Source organism: Rhizobium sp. CC1099 (assembly GCF_029714385.1).
Taxonomy (GTDB): domain Bacteria; phylum Pseudomonadota; class Alphaproteobacteria; order Rhizobiales; family Rhizobiaceae; genus Rhizobium.
On record NZ_CP121641.1, the window covers coordinates 1,239,156 to 1,258,068 of the forward strand.

An 18,913-nucleotide genomic window follows, 5' to 3' on the forward strand; every position below is an offset into this window, starting at 1 on the left:
AAATGGCAGGGTCCGCCGCCGCCCGGCTCATGACGCCGGCCATTTCCAGTTTCTGACCTCGGGCATGTCCTCGCCATATTCCCGGACGTAGGCGTGGTGTTCGGCGAGTTTCACATGCAGCCGGTCGAGAACGTCCGGCACCTTCTCCTTCAATCCCGGCACGCGCTCGATGGCTTCGATGGCGAGATGGAAGCGGTCGAGCTCGTTCAGCACCGTCATGTCGAAAGGCGTCGTCGTCGTTCCTTCCTCGATGAAACCGCGCACGTGAATGTTTTCGTGGTTTGTGCGTTTGTAGGTCAGCCGGTGGATGAGATAGGGATAGCCGTGATAGGCGAAGATCACCGGCTTGTCCTTTGTGAAGATGCGGTCGAATTCACCGTGCTCCAGGCCGTGCGGATGCTGCTCCTTGGCCTGCAGCGCCAAAAGGTCGACGACGTTGACGACGCGCATTTTCAGATCGGGGATCATCTCGCGAAGGAGGCTGACGGCGGCAAGCGTTTCCATCGTCGGCACGTCGCCGGCGCAGGCCATGATCACGTCGGGCGCGATCGTGTTGTCCTCGTTGCTGGCCCATTCCCAGATGCCGATCCCGGCCTTGCAGTGCTCGATCGCCTCATCCATCGGCAGATATTGCGGCTCCGGCTGCTTGCCTGCGACGATGACATTGACGCGGTCGTAGGTCTTTAGGCAATGGTCGCCAACCCAGAGCAGTGTGTTGGCATCCGGCGGCAGGTAGATGCGCACAATATCGGCCTTCTTGTTGGCGACGAGATCGACGAAGCCCGGATCCTGATGGGAAAAGCCGTTGTGATCCTGCCGCCAGACATGCGAGGTGAGCAGGTAGTTGAGGGAGGATATCGGCTTTCGCCACGCCAGTTCGCGGGTGACCTTCAGCCATTTGGCGTGCTGGTTGAACATCGAGTCGACGATGTGGATGAAGGCTTCGTAGCACGAGAACAGGCCGTGCCGTCCGGTCAGAAGGTAGCCCTCCAGCCAGCCCTGGCAGAGATGTTCGCTCAGGACCTCCATGACGCGGCCGTCACGGGAAAGATGCACGTCATAGGGCTCGATGTTCTCCATCCAGACGCGGTCCGTCGCCTCGAAGACGCTGCCGAGGCGGTTCGATTCCGTTTCGTCGGGGCCGAAGATGCGGAAATTCGCGTTCTTGGCATTGAGCTTCAGCACATCGCGCAGGTACTGACCGAAAATTTCGGTCGATTGCACGGCGGTGCTGCCACGGTCCCCGATCTTGATCTCGTAATCGCGGATATCGGGGACGGAGAGCTCCTTGCGCAACAGGCCGCCATTGGCGTGCGGGTTGGCGCCCATCCGGCGATTGCCCTCGGGCGCCAGCGCCTGCAGGTCGTCCTTCAGGCGTCCGTCCGCATCGAACAAGTTTTCCGGCTCGTAGCTGCGCATCCAGTCTTCGAGGATCTTCCGGTGGCCGTCGTCGCCGCGGCAGTTGGAGACCGGCACCTGATGGGCGCGCCAGAAGCCCTCGACCTTCTTGCCGTCGACTTCCTTGGGCCCCGTCCAGCCTTTCGGGCTGCGAAACACGATCATCGGCCAGCGCGGCATGCCGGCGCCGCCTGAGCGCGCTTGCGCCTGGATGTCCCTGATCCGGTCGAACACTGCGTCGAAGGCGGCCGCCATCTTGCTGTGCATGTCGGCCGGCTCGTGTCCCTCGACGAAGAAGGGCTGGTAGCCATATCCCTGGAAGAGATCGCGCAGATCATCGTTGCTGGCGCGGGCAAGAATCGTGGGGTTGGCGATCTTGTAGCCGTTGAGATGCAGGATCGGCAGCACCGCGCCGTCGCGGGCAGGGTTCAGGAACGTGTTCGAATGCCAGCTGGCTGCAAGCGGGCCGGTTTCGGCCTCGCCGTCGCCGACGACACAGGCGACGGTCAGCTCCGGATTGTCGAAGGCGGCGCCATAGGCGTGGACGAGGGCATAGCCGAGCTCGCCGCCTTCATGGATCGAGCCGGGCGTTTCGGGTGCTGCATGGCTTGGAATACCGCCGGGAAAGGAAAACTGGCGGAAGAGCTTGCGCATGCCGTCCGCATCCTCGGAAATATCCGGATAGATCTCGCTATAGGTGCCTTCGAGATAGGTGTTGGCGACCATGCCCGGCCCGCCATGGCCGGGTCCGCACATATAGATGATGTCGAGGTCGCGGGCACGGATCATCCGGTTGAGGTGCACATAGATGAAGTTCAGTCCCGGCGTCGTGCCCCAGTGGCCGAGGAGACGCGGCTTGATATGCTCGGGCTTCAGCGGTTCGCGCAAAAGCGGGTTTTCCAAGAGGTAGATCTGGCCGACGGAGAGATAATTGGCGGCCCGCCAGTAGCGGTCGAGCAAAGCGAGGTCGGCGTCGGAAAGCGTGGAAGGGACGGTGTTCGAGGCGTGCTGTTCCATGGATTTCACCTGTTCGAAACGTGTTCAGGTTCAACTTTAGCGGCTTGCGCCGGGCCGGTTCTTGATCTGGATCACCCCGCACGGAGAATAGCGAGCGCCTCGTCGGCGATAACCTGCTCCTCGTCCGTGGGGATGACGAGCGCGGCAATCCTGCTGTCCGGCGTGCTGATGACCGTCATGTTGGCCTCGTTCCCGCCATCGTCGAGATGAAGGCCCATCCAGCGGAGATGGGCGGCGACGCGGCGCCTGATTTCCGGCTGGTTTTCGCCGATGCCGGCGGTGAAAACGATCGCGTCCAGGCCGCCGAGCGTCACCGACATGCGGCCGATCTCGCTGGCGATGCGGAAGCAGAAGAGATCGATGGCCTGGGCAGCTTCCGGCCGCTCGTCCTTCAGAAGATCCCGGGTATCCCCGCTGATGCCGGAGACGCCCAGCATGCCGCAGGCATGATAGAGGAAGTGTTCCAGCTCGCTGGGATCGCGCGTTCTTTTGCGCATGAGATAGAGGAGGGCGCCTGGATCAAGCGACCCCGGCCGCGTTGCCATCGGGATACCGTCAAGGGCGGAGAACCCCATGCTGCAATCGCGGCTGATGCCGCCTTGCAGGGCGCAGAGGCTGGCTCCGCTGCCGAGATGGGCGGCCACGACCTTTCCGCCGGCCACCTCCGGCGCCTGCCCCTTGAGCGCGCCGGCGATGAATTTGTAAGACAGGCCGTGGAAGCCGTAGCGCCGCAAGCCTTCGTCATGCAGCGATCGCGGGATCGCCAGGCGCCGGACGAGATCGTCCTGCGTCGCGTGAAAGGCGGTGTCGAACGATGCCGTCTGCAGAATGTCGGGTCGCAGATCCTGCAGCGCGCGGATCACCCGCAGCGCCTGCGGCTGGTGCAGTGGGGCAAGCGGAACCATCGCTTCGATGTCGCAGATCGTCTGCGCGTCAAGCGCTGCGGCCTCACGAAACCGAAGGCCGCCATGGACGACGCGATGGGAGGCGAGCTTCAGGGAGCCGGGTGGCAGTTGAGCCAGCAGGTGATCCAGCGTGCCCTCGATGACCTCGGCAAACCGCTCGCCATTGTCGCCCGAAAGCGGGCGCTCGAAGCTGTCGTCCCCCAGCGAATAGCGCAGGACGAGCGCACTGTCGTCGAAGTCGATCTTTCCCTTGCCGATCGGCCGGGCGGCGCCTGAGCCGGCATCGAAGATGCCGATCTTGAGCGTCGATGATCCGGCATTGAAGGTCAGGCAGACTGTGTCGGCATCCATGCTCGCCTCACCGCACTGAGGAACCGCCGCCGTTTTCGTTATCTAGGGCCCTTCACCCCTCGCGTAAACCACGGCGGTGGCCGGCGTGTGAGACAGCCCGGAACTGCCGTTGCGAGCCGGACAGCCGAGACAAGAAGAAGCCCGCCGGAGCGGGCCAAGGTTGGGAGGTCTTCCCAGGGGAACTGGAGTCACCGCCTGATGTTAGGCTACTGCGGGCAAAAATTGAAGTACGTTCGGCAAATTTCCCCGCATTTGGGCAGCCACGGCTTGCCTGCCTCTAGTGTCTCGTTGCTGTTGCGGCTGCTCTGAAGTATCGTCTGGTGCTCTTCGACGTCGAGGTTCGGCGATGAAGCGCGAGTGGATTTCCGGTTTGATTGCTGGCGTCGGCCTGTCGGCCGCCGCCGCGCTGTATGTCATCAGCCCGTCCAAAGTTTCGCCTGATCAGATCCAGGCCTCGGTCACCCAAGCGCCGGATCGGATCAGCCGCGCCTGGGTGCTCCCGGTAGCCGCCACTTTCAATTCGAACGTCACATGGCAATCGAACGGTTCGCGTTGCGGCCCGGCGAGCGTGGCAAATGTGTTCCGATCGATCGGCGAGGAGGAGACGACGGAAGCCGAGGTCCTCGACGGCACTGGAAAATGCTGGACGGGCGTCTGCATCATGGGGCTGACGCTTGATGAGCTCGCCGAAGTCGCAAAGGCACAGACCACAAGGGACGTTTCGGTCCTCCGCGATCTTACGAGCGAGGCGTTTCACGAGCATATGAGGCGAGCCAACGATCCCGGCCGCCGCTACATCATCAATTTCAGCCGTGAGATGATTTTTGGCGCCGGCGTCGGCCACCACTCGCCAATTGGCGGCTATCTGGAAACCGAAGACATGGTGTTCGTTCTCGATGTGAACGAAGACTTCAAGCCCTGGCTGATCGAGCGCGAGCGCCTTTTTTCTGCGATGGACACCATGGACGGCGACAAAAAACGAGGGCTGCTGCTGATCGACGAATAGCGTTGTCCGGAGGCGTCATCATCTCGTCATCTTTAAGAGCGACCGTTTGGCATGGACGAGCTTGAGAGGCTTCCATGGATCACCGCGTCAACCATTACATAGAGATCACCAGCCGTATCAGATCGGGCAGGAGGTTCTGCGAGTTCATTGCATCCGGCGGAACGGTATGGGACCAGCCGGCCGGATCTCCATGGCGCAATGTGACGATCGAGGTGATGGAGCGGGAGCGGCGGAACGTGGAGGAGCTGGAACGCATCAGGCTTAGGCTCTATCCCGATCTGGCCGCCGAAGACGTGTCGCCGCCGCTCTACAAGAGCCACTGAAAGCTATCGCATTTCGCCTTACACCAGTCGGTCCTGCTGAATGCGCCAGCTATGGTTCGGCTACGGAAAACAGGCTCGAAAATCTCGTTGGAGGGACTACTCCGCCAGCTTCCCCGAAAATGAAGTCGAGAGCTGACGCCTACCAGCTCCTTGGCGTCTTAAGGAGGCAAACACTATTGACCTCAATCCAACGTGAGTTCGAGTGTAACCCCCATCGTGAACCTGGAGGCGAAAGATGCTTATGCTTACTTACGAAGCGTTAACTGGCGGCACGGGCTTTGCTTGGAAGTATCATTCGTCAGCAATAGTTCCTTCAGCGGTATGATCTCATGCGAACCCGTCAAATAGCGCTCACGCCAGAGCATCTGGCTCAGGTTCATCGCATCTTGGAGGATCCTGGTCCGGACCCAACTTGGACCTATCATGCCGACCGAGACTATAAGGCCATCGTGCAGGGCCTGCTGGCCTCGCATCCTGGCGGGCCGGACGCGTGGCTCTTTGCCTACGGCTCCCTGATCTGGAAACCTGAGCTCGTCCATGTTGAGGCACGCCGCGCTACGGCCCGAGGGTGGCACCGCTCCTTCTGCTTCCGGATCGAGCGGTTCCGGGGCACCAAGCACAAGCCGGGACTGATGATGTCGCTCGACCGGGGCGGCCAATGTCGGGGCGTCGTCTTCAGACTACCACCGGACGATCTGGAAAGCCAGTTGGACAAGCTGGTGCGGCGTGAGATCACGGTGAAGCCGCCCAACAACATCCCCCGCTGGGTCACCGTCGAAACGGATAAGGGATCGCTGCGCGCCATCGCCTTCGTGATGAACCGGCAGTCGCGCTTCTACACGGGCAGACTGCCACCTGAGGAGGTTGCCGACGTGCTGGCGGAAGCTTGCGGCCACTGGGGTTCCGGCGCCGAGTATCTCCACAACACAGTAGCGCATCTCGAGGAGCAAGGCATCCGCGATCGCAACCTTTGGCGCTTGCAGGCTCTGGTTGCGGAGCGGATCAGATCCAATGCATAGTGTGGCGCCTTGGGCCGAATGAAATGAAGGCCACGCGGGGACATGCTGCCGTGAGCGCCAGAAGACTGCTACTGATCCTGCCGCTGATGGCGGCTTTCGTCTACTTGGCCCTTGTAGGCCTGGTGTATTTTTCTCAGCGTGCTCTCCTCTTTCCCGGTGCGAGCGCCACACCTACTCCAGAGCGTGCGCGCTGGGGCGAGAGCGTATATATCCAAACGCCCGACGGAGAGGCGCTTCATGGACTCTACAGCCAGGGCGAATTCGACAAGCCCTGCGTGCTGCTGTTTTTCGGAAACGGTGACCTCGTCGACAATTACGGCTTTCTCGCGCGGGCGCTGGCCGCGCGAGGCGTTGGAATGCTGGCCATTTCCTACCGCGGCTATCCGGAACCGACGGGCTCGCCGAGCGAGGAGGGGCTGCTGACCGACGGCATCGCCGCGTTTGACTGGCTTTCGGTACGCTCCAAAAGCAAGATCATTGCGCTAGGCCGGTCGCTTGGCACCGGCGTCGCAGTGAACACGGCCGGGCAGAGGCCGGCCTTCGGCGTCATCCTGGTGTCCCCATACCTTTCGGTTCTGTCAGTGGCGCAGACGCATTATCCGTTCTTTCCGGTTGCGCTTCTTATCAAGGACCCCTTCCGTTCAGACCTCAAGATCGCGAAGGTGAGACAACCGAAGCTGTTCATCCACGGTCGACGTGACGACAGCATTCCCTTATCGTCGGGCGAGGCGTTATACTGCATCGCTCCCGAACCCAAGCAAATGCTGATCTACGACGGCTCGGGTCACAACGACATTTTTAACGACAGCATGGTGGGCGACGTGATCCGCTTCATCGAGACGCTGAGAAGAGACGTCCCCTAGACTTGTGACCATTTGAAATTACGGCAATGACTATTTGAAAGCCAAGTAGTGACGGGAAACTCGATGTCCCATCACAAGCCCGCTGGCCGACAATCGGTCCCAAGAGCCCGGCACGACCCCGGGCTCTTTTACACGGGATCAATCCTTCCCCGCGTTGTCGACCCTACGGATCAGTTTCCGCTCATTTCGGCGATCTTGTCGAGACCGGCTTTGTAAATGCCGCTGATGACGTCCTTGGCCTCGCTATCCGATTTGCCCTTTGCGTCAAAGCTGCTTTTCCAGTCCACCCTGGTCCGATCTCCTTCTGCCGAGACGCTGATCGTGGCGCGATAGTTCTCGACGGGAAGCGGCGAATCGATGATGTCATAGGTGTAGCTGGTATCCGTGTGCTCGACGAGTTTCTCCTTGACTGCGCCGCCGTCGGAGGTCGTGAGCGTGCGATAGGTCGCACCACCTTCCTCGCTCTGCGCGCACTTCGATATGGCGGGATGCCAAGTTTGAATGGCGCAGAAGTCGCCGATCTTTTGCCAGACCGCATCCGGTTTGCCCGCCACAGTGGCGGAACTGGTGACCTCCAGCGCGGCGGCCGATTCGACCAGAAGGCCCATTGCTGCAATAGCGCACGCCAGGGTTCTTAGAGTTCTTTTTGTCATCTGCGTGTTCCTCCCTACGATAGCCCCCTCACCATTTTATTTTCTCATGAATGTCGGCTTCCCGATAGCGACGCATGCCCGAAGACCAGTCCGCCGTGCGAAATAGCAATGCCCCTATTGGCGCAAGAGAGCAATGACGAGCTACCTTGGCGAGTGACTGCTTACCCACCCTTCTCGGACCTTCCCTGCGCGATCTTTGGTTGGTATTTCAATCCGGTTGATTTCTGAGCGCTCCACGTTCTGCATCTCACAGCTGAGGCTCAGATGCTCAAGATACAGCCCGCAACGAAATTCTTGCCCGGCGGCCCCGCAGACGGGGTCAGAGGCGACTGCCAGTCGGACAAGCAGCTAAGATTGTTGCCCGTTTCCAAACGAAAGCGACCTGGCTGGTTGATCGGAGTTTGGGACGAAGCTGTCGTCAATCCGAACGACAGTTCATTCTTCTACCTAGACGACTGAATGAACGCACCGGTACCGATCGAAATGCTCCGTCGTGCAGACGGCAACATCGCTTCGCAGACCAGGACCGTCGCTGGTCTTATGAATGGACCATGAAAGTGTCCGTACCAAGCCGCTGGCTGACGCTGCGTGCGACGAAGCCGTCACCTAGCGAAGCAGCTAGCGTAATGACTCTGTTGAGAAGAATCCTTCAATTGCCCAAGGATCAATCCGCACAGCACCCCAAGCTGCCGGGCCACATACTAGGGGCGACCGACGCTGCCAACCACTCTGCCCAAGCCAGATCAAGCTCGTGATCCTCCGATGGTGCGATGCTTCTGCTAACAAGACCTATGACCTCGCCTGGAGAATTGAAGACCGGTCCCCCCGACATCCCCGACGACCAATTATCCGACCGACGGCGCGCGTCCCTGGCATGAAGCTAATGGATCGGTTGAGGCGGTCGATGTCGTCAGCGCTCCTCTGGCGGACGATGCTTCCGGAACATGAAGAGCAGCAGGAGGTCATAGACGATCTTCAATGCCGCTGCGGCGACGAGGGGCCAGCCGAAACTGGAAACGGACATCAGCCAGCCTGCAAGAAGGGGACTCGACGCTGCCGCCAGGCTCCGTGGAACGGCCGTGACGCTTGCCGCCGCCGCCCGTTCGCCGGGGGTGACGATCGCCATGACGTAGGAGGTGCGGGTCGGAACGTCCATCTGCGACAGGGCGCTTCGTATCAGAAGCAGGACGATCGTCGTCGCAAGGTCCGGAACAAGGGGGATCAGCAGAAGACAAACGCTTGAAGGGAGGTGCGTGAAGACCATCGTGTTCACGAGCCCAATTCGGTTGGAGAGGCGGACCGCGACCAGATAGGAGGCGGCCGAAAAAACTCCGGACCAGAAGAAGATCGCTCCTGTCGCCGCAAGAGATAATCCGAAGCGATGATAAAGCCATAGGGCCAGAAGCGACTGCACGATCAGGCCGCCGGCAAAGGCGTCAAGGCTGAAGAGGGTGGCGAGCGTCAGGACGAGCGTCCTCGACTTTTGAAGCGGCTGAGCCGGGGATGTGTTGACGTCGGCCTGATCACGCGGCACGCGCCGATACACCAGAAACGACGCAAGTCCCACGGCGGTGTAAAAGCGCCAAAAAGCGAGCCGATCAGGCTGTAGCGCGCAAACATTGCGGTGCGATCCCTGTCGGAGACACTATGGGCGAGCTTGGCATGCTCCAGAGGCAGGAAGACGCTCACGTCGCCGGAAGACGGATTCAGCGTTCCGACGAAGGCCACGATCACCAGGGGCCAGAAGTCCTTCACAAAGAAAAATGCGAGACCCGTCAGCATCATCAGCATCGCGGCTGACAGTAGCATCCGGCGCTGGGAGAAATGATGCGAGAGCATGCCCACGGACAGGGTGAGGATGGCCGACCCGGCGAGCGTCGCCGTGGTCAGCACACCTACCTCGAACAGATCGAAGCCGATGGACGCGAGGTAGATCGGTAACGAAAGGCTGACGAGGCCGTCCGCAAACGCGCGCATTCCGCGCGATGCAAGAAGACGACCGGCGGTCGGGTCCGCACTCGCCGGTAGCCAGACAAGAAAGTACGCGTGTTTCGGCAAAAACGCTGTCACGATCTGATCCCTCCAAGCGCCGTAGCGTCGACGCCGCTTCACCCGACGGCCGACGTGTCCAGGAGCCAAGCTTGAAGCGTATGCGTTCGTGTCCACGACTCAGCCCCATGTCTGCCGAATGAACGCGACGCTATCGCATTAGACTTTTCCAGAATTCGGTAGCAAATGCCACGAGCTATTTTGAGGTTGGCCGCTTCGAGCCACATCCAGTACTTGATATTGATGCCACGAAGGTCCCGTCACGACCCCAAGCAGACTCTGAAGGAACCTTTAGCCGAACCTCCTCTAGTCTCGCCTGAACCCGAGGCGTAGGATGCACCAGACCTTTAGGCGGGGGACGTATGGGCGAAGTTCTCGACGTAGTCGTGTTTGGCGCTGGCTCGACTGGGCTCGGCATCAGCTACTTCCTGAAGCGCGAAGCCCGCGAACATAAGGTGCTTGATGGAGGTCGAATCGGTGAGACGTGGCGAACGCAGCGATGGGACTCGTTTCGACTGAACTCGCCGACTATCCGCTCCGTATTGCCCGGCGATTCCTATCGGGGACCGGACCCTTGGGGCGCGATAACCCACCACGAGTTCGTCTCTTACCTCGAAGACTATGCGGAGCGACACTGCTTGCCGGTAAGCACTCAAACCTCGGTGAAGGAGCTGACGCGAGAAAATGGGTTGTTTCAGGTAACCACGGCCCGAGGCGTCCTTCTGGCGCGCAACGTGGTAATCGCCACTGGCGACCAGAATCGACAGGTCCGGCCGCCGGAGTCGGCGGATTTGCCGGTCGAACTTCGCCAAGTGGACTCTTCGGCCTATCGCAACGCGGCCCAGCTTGAGCATGGCGCGGTGCTGGTCGTCGGCAGCGGTCAGTCGGGCGGCCAGATTGCTGAGGACCTGGCGCTGGCTGGACGCGTCGTGTTTCTGGCGACCAGCCGCAACGGCCGTTGGGTGCGGCGCTATCGCGGAGGCAACATACTTAATTGGCTGACGCTGTCCGGCTTTCTCGACGTCCCGCGCAAGGAACTCGTCCTACCTTCCGGCAAGGTGCCGGCCCGCGCGCTTGTCGGTGCGACGCACACGATCAGCCTGCAATCGCTGAGCGCACAAGGCGTCGTGTTGCTCGGCCGCTTCCGAGGCATGGAAAACGACAGTCTCGTTTTCGGCGATGAGCTCCACGCCAATATGCGATTTGCCGACGAAGTCTCCGCGAACACCAAGCGCCTCGTTGACGAGTACATTGAGCGCGCCGGCCTTGATGCGCCGCCAGCCGAGGGAGATCCAGCCGAGACGGTCGAACCGCGCATACCCGATCCTCTGATCCGTACCATGGACTGGAGGGCGTGCGGCATCAGGTCTGTGGTGTGGTGCACCGGCTTCACCGGCGACTTCACTTGGGTCCACCTCCCTGGCGCGCTCAATGCAGTCGGCCAGCCTGTCCACGCCGACGGCGTCGGTGCTGTTCCGGGCCTCTATTTCGCCGGCCTCGATTTCGGATCGACGCGGAAATCAGGCACTATACCGGCTCTCGCAGAGGAGGCGGCTCGTCTCGTGGAGCGACTCGTCAAAGGCGGAGCCACCCACCGCCTGAAGGATTGAAAGAGGTTCTCAGCGGTGGTCTGGCATGACAGAGCAGTGTTGCTGTGCTCAACCGCCTATGACGCCGCGTGATTGCAATCCAAGCCGAAGCCGGATTGGGGGTCTTCTCCGGCGCGCTGCAGCAAGCGAGGTCCGTGGGTCGCGACACACTGCTGAGATTGATGCAAGGACTGAACAGGCTGGTTTGCGCTGTCGAACCGTTCGCGGATTTCCGGTTGAAGAGGATCGATGACCAGCAAGCATGTCCCATCGACACGCCGGCGAACAGGCCGAGCGTTGACGCTAGTAGCCTCTTCATTTCTGTTCCTTCTTGGCGGCGCGCCGTTGAACGAGGCTGGATCGCCGCACATTCCAGCTTCGCCTTATCGTCAAATGCGCGGACGGCGCGGACGAAACTCCCCCGACTCAGCTCCAGCGCTCCGGCGGGTAAAAATGCGGGGCAGAAAAGTCATTGGAGCCGACGGACGGTCCGAGAAAACTCTCGTGGGCCGGAGAGCGACAGCCGTCACCACAATTCCGATTCCGAGACCAGCGGACGTGCTCTAGCTTCAGCTTGCCCCCTGGAAAAGACAAGGGGGATCATCCCGTTCCACCGTAGCCGCAGGAGATTGCGTCACCTTGCAAGTCGCTGCGGTTCCTACAGTTTCTAGTAGTAGACGGCGAATCGTCTTTGGCCTATCGATGAACCCATGCGATCGTCCTTGGAACATCTGCCGGAAGAAAAGCAGCGCGAGCTGGCCCGCGTCGTTGCGATCATCCATGAGGAGTTCGCCGATGCGCTGTCAGGCACGTCGGCCGCCTTCAAGAAGCGCGGCCGGATCTTAAAGATCATCCTGTTTGGTTCGTATTGCCGCGGCACCTGGGTCGACGAGCCGCACACGATGAAGGGCTACCGCTCCGACTACGACATCCTGGTGCTGGTCAATTCCAAGCAGCTGGCCGAACCGCAATACTGGGACAAGGCGACCGACCGGCTGATGTGGGACAAAGACGTGAAAACGCCGGTCGGGCTGATCGTCCATGGTGCCCGGGAGGTGAACAACTTTTTGGCCGACGGCCAGTATTTCTTCGTCGACATCCTGCGCGAGGGCATCGTGCTCTACGAGCTCGACGACCGGCCGCTCGCTGAACCGAGAAAGCTCTCCGCAGTCGATGCGTATAGGGTGGCGAAGGAGCACTTCGAAAGGCGCTACCCCGAGGCTCAGTTAACCCTTCGGACCGCGCAATGGCAGGTCAGCCAAATTGGTGAAGCGACTGAATGGGCACGTCTGGCAGCGTTTAGCCTGCACCAAGCAAATGAGCATGCATTTGCGACGGCGCTCCTGACGCTGACGAATTACAGCCCGCCATCGCACAATTTGAAGTTCCTGAGGGGACTGGCTGAAGATCAGGACCGCCGCTTGATCGACGCTTGGCCCCGTGACCAGCACCGCTATACCGCCTGGTACAACATCCTCAACGAAGCCTATGTGAAAGCGCGCTACTCGAAACACTTCGAGATCACAGAGGAGGCACTCGGCTGGCTGCTTGAGCGGACCGAACACCTTCACGAGATTGTCGAGGAGATTTGTAAGGAGCGTCTTTCAGAACTGGAGCAGGCAAGCGCTGCCAACTGGCGACCAAACCTGCAATAAGAAGGTCGGCATCCCATTCGAAACTGACCCCCGTTGGATGAAGGCTCTCACGGCTTGGCGACAGTCTGGAAATCGTGACGTCGGATGAAATCAGCGCGGAATACATCATTCGCTATTTGTCGGGGTCGAGGCCAGAAAACGGTCGCCGTTATCGACTATCTGCAGATACTCGACCAACAGCGAAGCAAGCCCGCACTTTCGGACCAGGTCCTCGCTCTTGGAGATTTCGCCAGAAAAACTGGTGTTGTCCGCGGGTTCATCTCACAGATTGATTGGTCGTTTGATCCAGAGAGCAAACGCGTGCCGGATATCTGGGACATTCGTCTATGGTAGCCGAAGCTTATGGCGGAAAAATAATGGGACGGCGTATCAATCCGAAATACCGCTCGGTCGTCTACCATATACCATCGACCTGATATCAGACGGCGTGACACCCTCAACTCACTGGCTGCAAATAACAGATAAGCGGAGACTGAGTGTGGGCCGAAAGGAAGCAAATCAATTGATGGACGAAGGTAAGCCCGAACTGACTGCCCTTTTTAAGGCGGTGGCCGAAAGCCCAAAGCGCGACAACAGCGCCTATCACAAGGCACTTGCCGAGGCTCGCCAGGCTTTCGAAGCCGCCGAGCTGGCATTAGGCGGAGCGTTTCGCGTGCAGACGAAGACCAAGATGAAGCGCAACGGTGATTACGTCGTGAAATGGACTTTCAAGCGGCATACTGGCGAAAAGCCGAAATCGCGATGATCCCCGTGGTGGATGATGGCAATCGTCTTCCGCGATGCTTCCGACATTCATCCGGCTTCGATGTCGCGGAGGTTATCTGCGTGGCGGTCGGCACGGCTGCCACGGGATTGTAAACTGACGAACGCAGGCCTTCGGCGTCACTCCTCGAACATCTTGAACTGTCGGCTCCGCTCATTTCGTAACCGCGCATTTACCAGCTTCCTATCTGAGCGCAGCGTCATCTTGGAAGCGACGGTTGTTTTTCGTACAACGATTCCACTAACAGGGGTTGTGTTCGTGATCTTCGTTGCTGTTGGACTTCTTATTGCTCATGTTGTTTTGATCGCCACTGGGTTTGGTCTTCGCAATAGCGAGGAACAGTGGGTGCTCGGCCTGATGTTCGGCTGGTACTGTTTCGCCATGCTTGGCTCCATTGCCGCGATCTGGCTTCACTATAAAAAATCGACCCGGCGCGTCGAGCCGTCTTGCTAGGTACAGCGCCATTCAGCTTCGAAGCCAGGCGGTGCGGCGCTCGTGCTCTTTGAGACGGAGCATCTCAAAGCCAATATTCGCGCAGCACTGGCCGAAGCGACGCTCAGTCCGTGGCAGCGGAGCTTTCTCTCGGACGTGCTTCACAGGCTGGAGAGATACGGTGGCAGGACGCGCCTGACCGACAAGCAAATGCTGAAACTCAATCAAATTCTCGGGCGCGACGGAACGCAGCGCCACGAAGCGATAGTGGCATTCCGTTCGGCCCCATACCCGCGTCGCTCACAACATCGCAAATCTTCCTTCCTGCCGCGACAGGTCAGGTGGTGGAATAGAAAGTTTGCCCGAGATGCAGTGATTGTGGCACTCATCGCAATGGTCGGCCTTCTTTACTCACGGTTCGAGACCGGCCCGAAGCAATTTTTTCTTGGTACAGCTGGCAATTCGCCGAATGTGGCGGAGCAGGTCTGGTCATCGTTCACAGTGACGGACGGCGATACCGTCCACGTCGCGGGAGAGCGGGCAGGGACGCGCCTAGTTGGCTTCAACACACCTGAGAACCTTCAGCCCTCAATGCAGGTATGAACGGGAACTGGGCAACCGCGCAAAAGGATCGTGTCCCGGCACGTGGTGTAGGTTTTGAGGAGTAAGGTGGCCATCAGTGTTTTCCGGTAGGGTCGGGTTGTTCAAGACCAACCTGACGGAAAGACCACCGATGACCAATGACATGATGAACGTGCGCTCGCTTGTTGAGAAGAGCGCCGATGCCGATTTATTGCGCGAGATGATTGGCTTTGCAGCCGAGCGGCTGATGGAGCTGGAGGTTGGCGGAGCCACCGGCGCTGACTTCGGCGAGAAGAACCCGATGCGGCTCGCTCAACGCAATGGCTACCGTGATCGGGATTGGGAGACGCGAGCCGGAACGGTCGAGCTTCGCATTCCCAAGCTGCGCAAGGGCAGCTACTTTCCGAGCTTCCTCGAACCACGTCGGATGGCGGAGAAGGCTCTGACGGCTGTTATCCAGGAGGCTTATATCCAAGGCATCTCGACGCGCTCAGTCGATGATCTGGTCAAGGCGATGGGTATGAGCGGCATCTCCAAGAGCCAGGTGAGCCGCCTGTGCGAAGAGATCGACGTCAAGGTGAAGGCGTTCCTCGATCGTCCCATCGAAGGCGATTGGCCATACCTGTGGATCGACGCGACTTACCTCAAAGTCCGGCGTGGTGGTCGCATCGTCTCCGTCGCCGTCATCATCGCCGTCGGTGTCAACAGCGACGGGCGGCGTGAGGTTCTGGGTATGGAAGTCGGCACGTCCGAAGCTGAGCCGATCTGGACGGAATTCCTGCGCAGGCTGACACGCCGGGGTCTGCGTGGCGTCAAGCTCGTCGTCTCCGATGCGCATGAAGGGCTCAAGGCCGCGGTCACCAAGGTTCTCAGCGCCACCTGGCAGAGGTGCCGGGTTCACTTCATGAGAAACGTCCTGGCACATGCCGGAAAGAGCGGCAGGCGGGTCGTATCCGCTTTCATCGCAACGGCCTTTGCCCAGGAGACCCCGGAGGCAGCAAGCGCTCAATGGCGCAGCGTCGCCGATCAGATCAGGCCGAAAGTGCCGAAGCTCGCCACCATCATGGGCGATGCCGAAGAGGACGTGCTCGCCTACATGACCTTCCCGAAAGAGCACCGGGCAAAGCTGCATTCGACGAATCCAATCGAGCGTCTCAATGGCGAGATCAAGCGACGCACCGAGGTCGTCGGCATCTTTCCGAACGACGAAGCCATCGTCCGTCTCGTCGGCGCACTGCTGCTCGAACAGAATGATGAATGGGCCGTCCAACGCGCCAGATACCTGACACTTGAGACCATGGCGCAAATGAGCGATGATCCCCAAATCAGTCTGCCCGCTGTGGCACGCTGATATCCCTCCGGCCCTATGTCGGAAAGCACGGCCATCAGCCGCGAGCTACACCACTTCCATGGACACGATCGACGTGCGGTACAGCAATTGCAGTTGGAGTTGGCTGATAGGGTTCTTCGTCTGGGGCGCAACGTGGTCTTGGAATTTGGATTCTTCCGTCGAGTAGAGCGAGACGATGCACGAACGCTGGCGTTAAAGGCAGGCGCTGAGGCCCAACTAATCTTCCTAGACCCGCCTTTTGAGGAACTGGTTAACCGTGTCGAGGCGCGTAACCAGGACTTGCCGCCCGACACATTTTCTGTAACGCGGGAGCACCTCGAATTGTGCGCCAATTTGCTTGAGAGGCCGCTACCGGAGGAGGAGGCTTCCATATATCGGTAACGCCTTAGCGCACCAGGCGGTCGTTAAGATCACCGGAAATGCGAATTTACCTGACGCCATCCGGAAATGCAGCGCGATGCGGCCCAAAGCGGACGTCACTTTAAATTCGCATGTCGGAGAGCATGAAGGTTTGCCCCTCGGCTGCGAAGACACCGCGAACCATGTATCCATTATCGACAGCGATTTTTTCCTCAGGTGTCCAAGAGAGACGGTCGGGCGTCAGATGTACGTCGATTCGTTCCCCGACGTAGCCCAGCGCGGAAACGATTTCCTCCAGCGACGGCATCGATGGGGCGACGACGTCGAGCAGGGTCATCGACTGTCGATTAGGCCCTTTGACCGCAACGACCGCATCAACGTCGAGAAGGTGGAACAATTCAATCTCGGGCGTCTCCACCGTCTTTAACAGGAACAAGGCGGGGTGGTCGCAAGCCGAGGCCACCAGTGAAGTCGGAGTTCGACGGGAAAATATATTCAATAGAAGCGCGACATCCCCGTCGTCATCCAAGGACAACCGACGGCAGCTTGGTCGCGTCGGTCGTTGCGCCAATCGAGCACGAAATGTTGTTTCTTCGACCTGACGAAAGCCAAATTGCGTGTAGAGGCCTGGCGTACCGGTTGCGAGAATAATGAGGTTTACCCTGGCGTCGGCAAAACTGAGTGCTCGTCCCATCAAGTCGCGAAATAGACCTTTCCCACGCCACTCTGGTCGAACCGCGACGGATTGCACGCCAAAGGCTGTTACCTGCTCGCCCAACAGCCACAATCGCCGCTCATAAAGGCTAACATTGGCAACCAACTCATCCTCAAGCCACCAACCGAATGCGACGACGCTCGGGTCATGGCCCATTCGATCTAGCGGTGAAACATCCACTTCGAATATGTCGCCTATGAAGCGTGTCAGTTCTGACAATCCCTCCCTGGATTGTGCATAATTCGAACGGAAGTCGAGTGGCTTCATCAATTACCTTGAGCGTTGGGACGGTAGCGGCAGTTACTAGAATACAGCCCTCCTGAGAGTGAGACAACGTCCGCTCTGGGCGCATCTGAGGAGTTCAGCTTGACCGCTCCGTTGAACGTGCTGAGGGCGATCTGGGCGCAGGCGATGGTTGCACTCTTAGTGCACATCAGCCTAAGGAGGTTCGCCTTTGGGAGGAATGTAGATGCATCAAATTTCGGATTATCGTGACCATCAAGATTTCGGTCCGATCATTGCTGACCGAATATGGAATGCGTGTGCTAGACGCGTGCTCGCCCAGTCGGGATGACGGCTACGGCGTCCAGCAGGAGACCGGGTCATGAAAATCTGGATCGTTTCCGATTTACATCTGGAGTTCGGTAGGCCTTTCAGGCAGACCCCGCCCGACGGCACCGATGTCTTGGTTTGCGCCGGCGATCTGCTGACACGGGGCATCGTTCCGAGCATCTCGTGGCTGGCGACCAATATCGCCGAGGCTATCCCAGTCGTGTTCACTGCAGGCAACCACGACTACTATGGAGCGTCAATGCAGGAGAGCATCCGGGATGCCCGTGCGCTCGCCGATCGGCATCCCAATATCCACTTCCTCGAGAACGAAGCCGTGAATATCGGGGACGCCAGGTTTGTCGGCGGCACACTTTGGTCCGACTTCCGGGTCCTCGGAGGCGATCCTGAAGTCGCAATGGCGGCCGCCCAGGCGGGGATGAACGACTACAGGCGCATTAAATTTGAGAAGCTTCCCTATCGGAAATTCAGGCCTATCCATGCCTACCGAAAGCATCAGGAGACACGGAATTTTCTCGCGTCCGAACTTCGAGACGGCCAGGGACGAAAGATGGTGGTCGTAAGCCATCACGCTCCGTCCCTCCGCTCCATCGATCCAGAGTTCCAGAACGATCCACTGTCCGCCTGCTACGCCTCCGATCTGGAAAGCCTCATTGTCGAAACGCGGCCGGCCCTGTGGGTGCACGGTCATGTTCATCGTCACAACGATTACATGATCGGGGAGAGCAGGGTGATCTCAAACCCGCGCGGATATCCGGGCGAGGCGACGAACTTCGATCCGGCGTTCACCGTCGAAATGTAGGAGCGCGACTTATCCTTCATCGAATACTTGGCGGCTCTTCGACAGGCATCCAAAGATCGTCCTCAAACGTACGGGCCAGATGCCATCTACGATGCCTGACTTTCCAATTGCTTGTGCGGCGCGAAGGTTCGGGTGGCTGAACTCATCGACCTGTCGCATGGCCAAATAGGTGTAGTACCTTTGGACGAGTTACAAGGAAGTCGAGGTTTCGCTATGCTCTTCTTTCCTGCTTGCAAAGCGCAAGAATGTGGAGTGTGACAAGGTGAAACGCGGCTTAGGAAAAAGGTTTGTGAGGCTGATCGTTGCGGTTGCGGCGCTCACCGTTTTCCTTCTGCCGCTATCCGGACGATACCAGCTGGTCCATGAACTAAGCTCTATCAGTTCGGCCTCAATCCCCTGGGCAAGCCAGGCAGAGCATTCAGTCGACTGTAGTCGACTGACTTCACGAGCGGCGGCCGACGCCGCAGCTGAGATACATTGCTCCGACCACACTCACGAAAAATTCTATCC

At 59.4% G+C, this 18,913-nt stretch carries 18 protein-coding genes and 1 pseudogene; 13 read left to right on the plus strand and 6 right to left on the minus strand.

Features of this window, described 5'->3' with window-relative positions; all coding sequences use genetic code 11:
• Positions 1-27 precede the first annotated feature (27 nt).
• Positions 28-2,415, minus strand: coding sequence for a phosphoketolase family protein (locus QA644_RS06295; RefSeq protein WP_283071493.1), 2,388 nt, complete (start codon positions 2,413-2,415; stop codon positions 28-30).
• A 71-nt stretch (positions 2,416-2,486) separates the two neighbouring features.
• A complete protein-coding gene (locus QA644_RS06300) occupies positions 2,487-3,671 on the minus strand; it encodes an acetate/propionate family kinase (RefSeq protein WP_283071494.1) in 1,185 nt (394 codons plus the stop codon).
• Between the two features lie 346 nt (positions 3,672-4,017).
• Between QA644_RS06300 and QA644_RS06305 the strand changes: the two genes are divergently transcribed.
• From QA644_RS06305 to QA644_RS06320, 4 genes are all read left to right on the plus strand, one after another.
• Entirely contained in the window at positions 4,018-4,677 is a 660-nt protein-coding gene (locus QA644_RS06305; RefSeq protein ID WP_283071496.1) for a phytochelatin synthase family protein, read from the plus strand.
• Between the two features lie 74 nt (positions 4,678-4,751).
• Positions 4,752-5,000 carry a hypothetical protein gene (locus QA644_RS06310; protein ID WP_074067632.1) on the plus strand — a complete coding sequence of 83 codons (249 nt, stop codon included), beginning with the start codon at positions 4,752-4,754 and terminating at the stop codon, positions 4,998-5,000.
• Between the two features lie 329 nt (positions 5,001-5,329).
• Entirely contained in the window at positions 5,330-6,019 is a 690-nt protein-coding gene (locus QA644_RS06315) for a gamma-glutamylcyclotransferase (RefSeq protein ID WP_283071498.1), read from the plus strand.
• 50 nt (positions 6,020-6,069) lie between these two features.
• Entirely contained in the window at positions 6,070-6,882 is an 813-nt protein-coding gene (locus QA644_RS06320) for an alpha/beta hydrolase (RefSeq protein WP_283071499.1), read from the plus strand.
• 170 nt (positions 6,883-7,052) lie between these two features.
• Here QA644_RS06320 and QA644_RS06325 read toward each other — a convergent pair whose 3' ends face one another.
• The 3 genes from QA644_RS06325 to QA644_RS35115 all read right to left on the minus strand — a co-directional run bounded on the left by QA644_RS06325 (position 7,053) and on the right by QA644_RS35115 (position 9,605).
• Entirely contained in the window at positions 7,053-7,535 is a 483-nt protein-coding gene (locus QA644_RS06325) for an SRPBCC family protein (RefSeq protein ID WP_283071500.1), read from the minus strand.
• A gap of 910 nt (positions 7,536-8,445) precedes the next feature.
• Positions 8,446-9,069 carry an MFS transporter gene (locus QA644_RS35110; RefSeq protein WP_349254107.1) on the minus strand — a complete coding sequence of 208 codons (624 nt, stop codon included), beginning with the start codon at positions 9,067-9,069 and terminating at the stop codon, positions 8,446-8,448.
• Entirely contained in the window at positions 8,997-9,605 is a 609-nt protein-coding gene (locus tag QA644_RS35115) for an MFS transporter (RefSeq protein WP_349254108.1), read from the minus strand. Before QA644_RS35115 ends, QA644_RS35110 begins: the two co-directional genes overlap by 73 nt.
• Positions 9,606-9,946: 341 nt before the next feature.
• Between QA644_RS35115 and QA644_RS06335 the strand changes: the two genes are divergently transcribed.
• The 8 genes and pseudogenes from QA644_RS06335 (at position 9,947) to QA644_RS06370 (ending at position 16,337) form a co-directional block, all read left to right on the plus strand.
• Entirely contained in the window at positions 9,947-11,194 is a 1,248-nt protein-coding gene (locus QA644_RS06335; protein ID WP_283071502.1) for an NAD(P)/FAD-dependent oxidoreductase, read from the plus strand.
• Positions 11,195-11,883: 689 nt separating this feature from the next.
• A complete protein-coding gene (locus tag QA644_RS06340) occupies positions 11,884-12,828 on the plus strand; it encodes a nucleotidyltransferase and HEPN domain-containing protein (protein WP_283071504.1) in 945 nt (314 codons plus the stop codon).
• Positions 12,829-12,843: 15 nt separating this feature from the next.
• Positions 12,844-13,155: pseudogene (locus tag QA644_RS06345) on the plus strand (DNA helicase); the annotation flags it as partial.
• A gap of 178 nt (positions 13,156-13,333) precedes the next feature.
• Entirely contained in the window at positions 13,334-13,573 is a 240-nt protein-coding gene (locus QA644_RS06350) for a hypothetical protein (protein ID WP_283071506.1), read from the plus strand.
• 222 nt (positions 13,574-13,795) lie between these two features.
• Complete coding sequence (locus QA644_RS06355; RefSeq protein WP_283071508.1) at positions 13,796-14,044, plus strand: hypothetical protein; 249 nt, start codon at positions 13,796-13,798, stop codon at positions 14,042-14,044.
• Positions 14,045-14,086: 42 nt separating this feature from the next.
• Positions 14,087-14,626 (plus strand): hypothetical protein, encoded by a 540-nt coding sequence (locus QA644_RS06360; RefSeq protein ID WP_283071510.1) that lies wholly within the window; start codon positions 14,087-14,089, stop codon positions 14,624-14,626.
• A gap of 130 nt (positions 14,627-14,756) precedes the next feature.
• Positions 14,757-15,956 (plus strand): IS256 family transposase, encoded by a 1,200-nt coding sequence (locus tag QA644_RS06365; RefSeq protein ID WP_283071512.1) that lies wholly within the window; start codon positions 14,757-14,759, stop codon positions 15,954-15,956.
• 15 nt (positions 15,957-15,971) lie between these two features.
• A complete protein-coding gene (locus QA644_RS06370) occupies positions 15,972-16,337 on the plus strand; it encodes an AAA family ATPase (RefSeq protein ID WP_283071514.1) in 366 nt (121 codons plus the stop codon).
• Positions 16,338-16,437: 100 nt separating this feature from the next.
• Here QA644_RS06370 and QA644_RS06375 read toward each other — a convergent pair whose 3' ends face one another.
• Positions 16,438-17,298 (minus strand): GNAT family N-acetyltransferase, encoded by an 861-nt coding sequence (locus tag QA644_RS06375; RefSeq protein ID WP_283071516.1) that lies wholly within the window; start codon positions 17,296-17,298, stop codon positions 16,438-16,440.
• Positions 17,299-17,635: 337 nt separating this feature from the next.
• On the opposite strand from QA644_RS06375, the gene QA644_RS06380 reads away from it, so the two are divergent.
• Positions 17,636-18,403 carry a metallophosphoesterase gene (locus tag QA644_RS06380; protein ID WP_283071518.1) on the plus strand — a complete coding sequence of 256 codons (768 nt, stop codon included), beginning with the start codon at positions 17,636-17,638 and terminating at the stop codon, positions 18,401-18,403.
• Positions 18,404-18,913: the final 510 nt, after the last annotated feature.

Coding starts and splice junctions, on each gene's coding strand:
- QA644_RS06295 (WP_283071493.1), bottom strand. CDS start 2,415: ATGGAACAGCACGCCTCGAACACCGTCCCTTCCACGCTTTCCGACGCC.
- QA644_RS06300 (WP_283071494.1), bottom strand. CDS start 3,671: ATGGATGCCGACACAGTCTGCCTGACCTTCAATGCCGGATCATCGACG.
- QA644_RS06305 (WP_283071496.1), top strand. CDS start 4,018: ATGAAGCGCGAGTGGATTTCCGGTTTGATTGCTGGCGTCGGCCTGTCG.
- QA644_RS06310 (WP_074067632.1), top strand. CDS start 4,752: ATGGATCACCGCGTCAACCATTACATAGAGATCACCAGCCGTATCAGA.
- QA644_RS06315 (WP_283071498.1), top strand. CDS start 5,330: ATGCGAACCCGTCAAATAGCGCTCACGCCAGAGCATCTGGCTCAGGTT.
- QA644_RS06325 (WP_283071500.1), bottom strand. CDS start 7,535: ATGACAAAAAGAACTCTAAGAACCCTGGCGTGCGCTATTGCAGCAATG.
- QA644_RS06335 (WP_283071502.1), top strand. CDS start 9,947: ATGGGCGAAGTTCTCGACGTAGTCGTGTTTGGCGCTGGCTCGACTGGG.
- QA644_RS06340 (WP_283071504.1), top strand. CDS start 11,884: ATGCGATCGTCCTTGGAACATCTGCCGGAAGAAAAGCAGCGCGAGCTG.
- QA644_RS06350 (WP_283071506.1), top strand. CDS start 13,334: ATGGACGAAGGTAAGCCCGAACTGACTGCCCTTTTTAAGGCGGTGGCC.
- QA644_RS06365 (WP_283071512.1), top strand. CDS start 14,757: ATGACCAATGACATGATGAACGTGCGCTCGCTTGTTGAGAAGAGCGCC.
- QA644_RS06370 (WP_283071514.1), top strand. CDS start 15,972: ATGTCGGAAAGCACGGCCATCAGCCGCGAGCTACACCACTTCCATGGA.
- QA644_RS06375 (WP_283071516.1), bottom strand. CDS start 17,298: ATGAAGCCACTCGACTTCCGTTCGAATTATGCACAATCCAGGGAGGGA.
- QA644_RS06380 (WP_283071518.1), top strand. CDS start 17,636: ATGAAAATCTGGATCGTTTCCGATTTACATCTGGAGTTCGGTAGGCCT.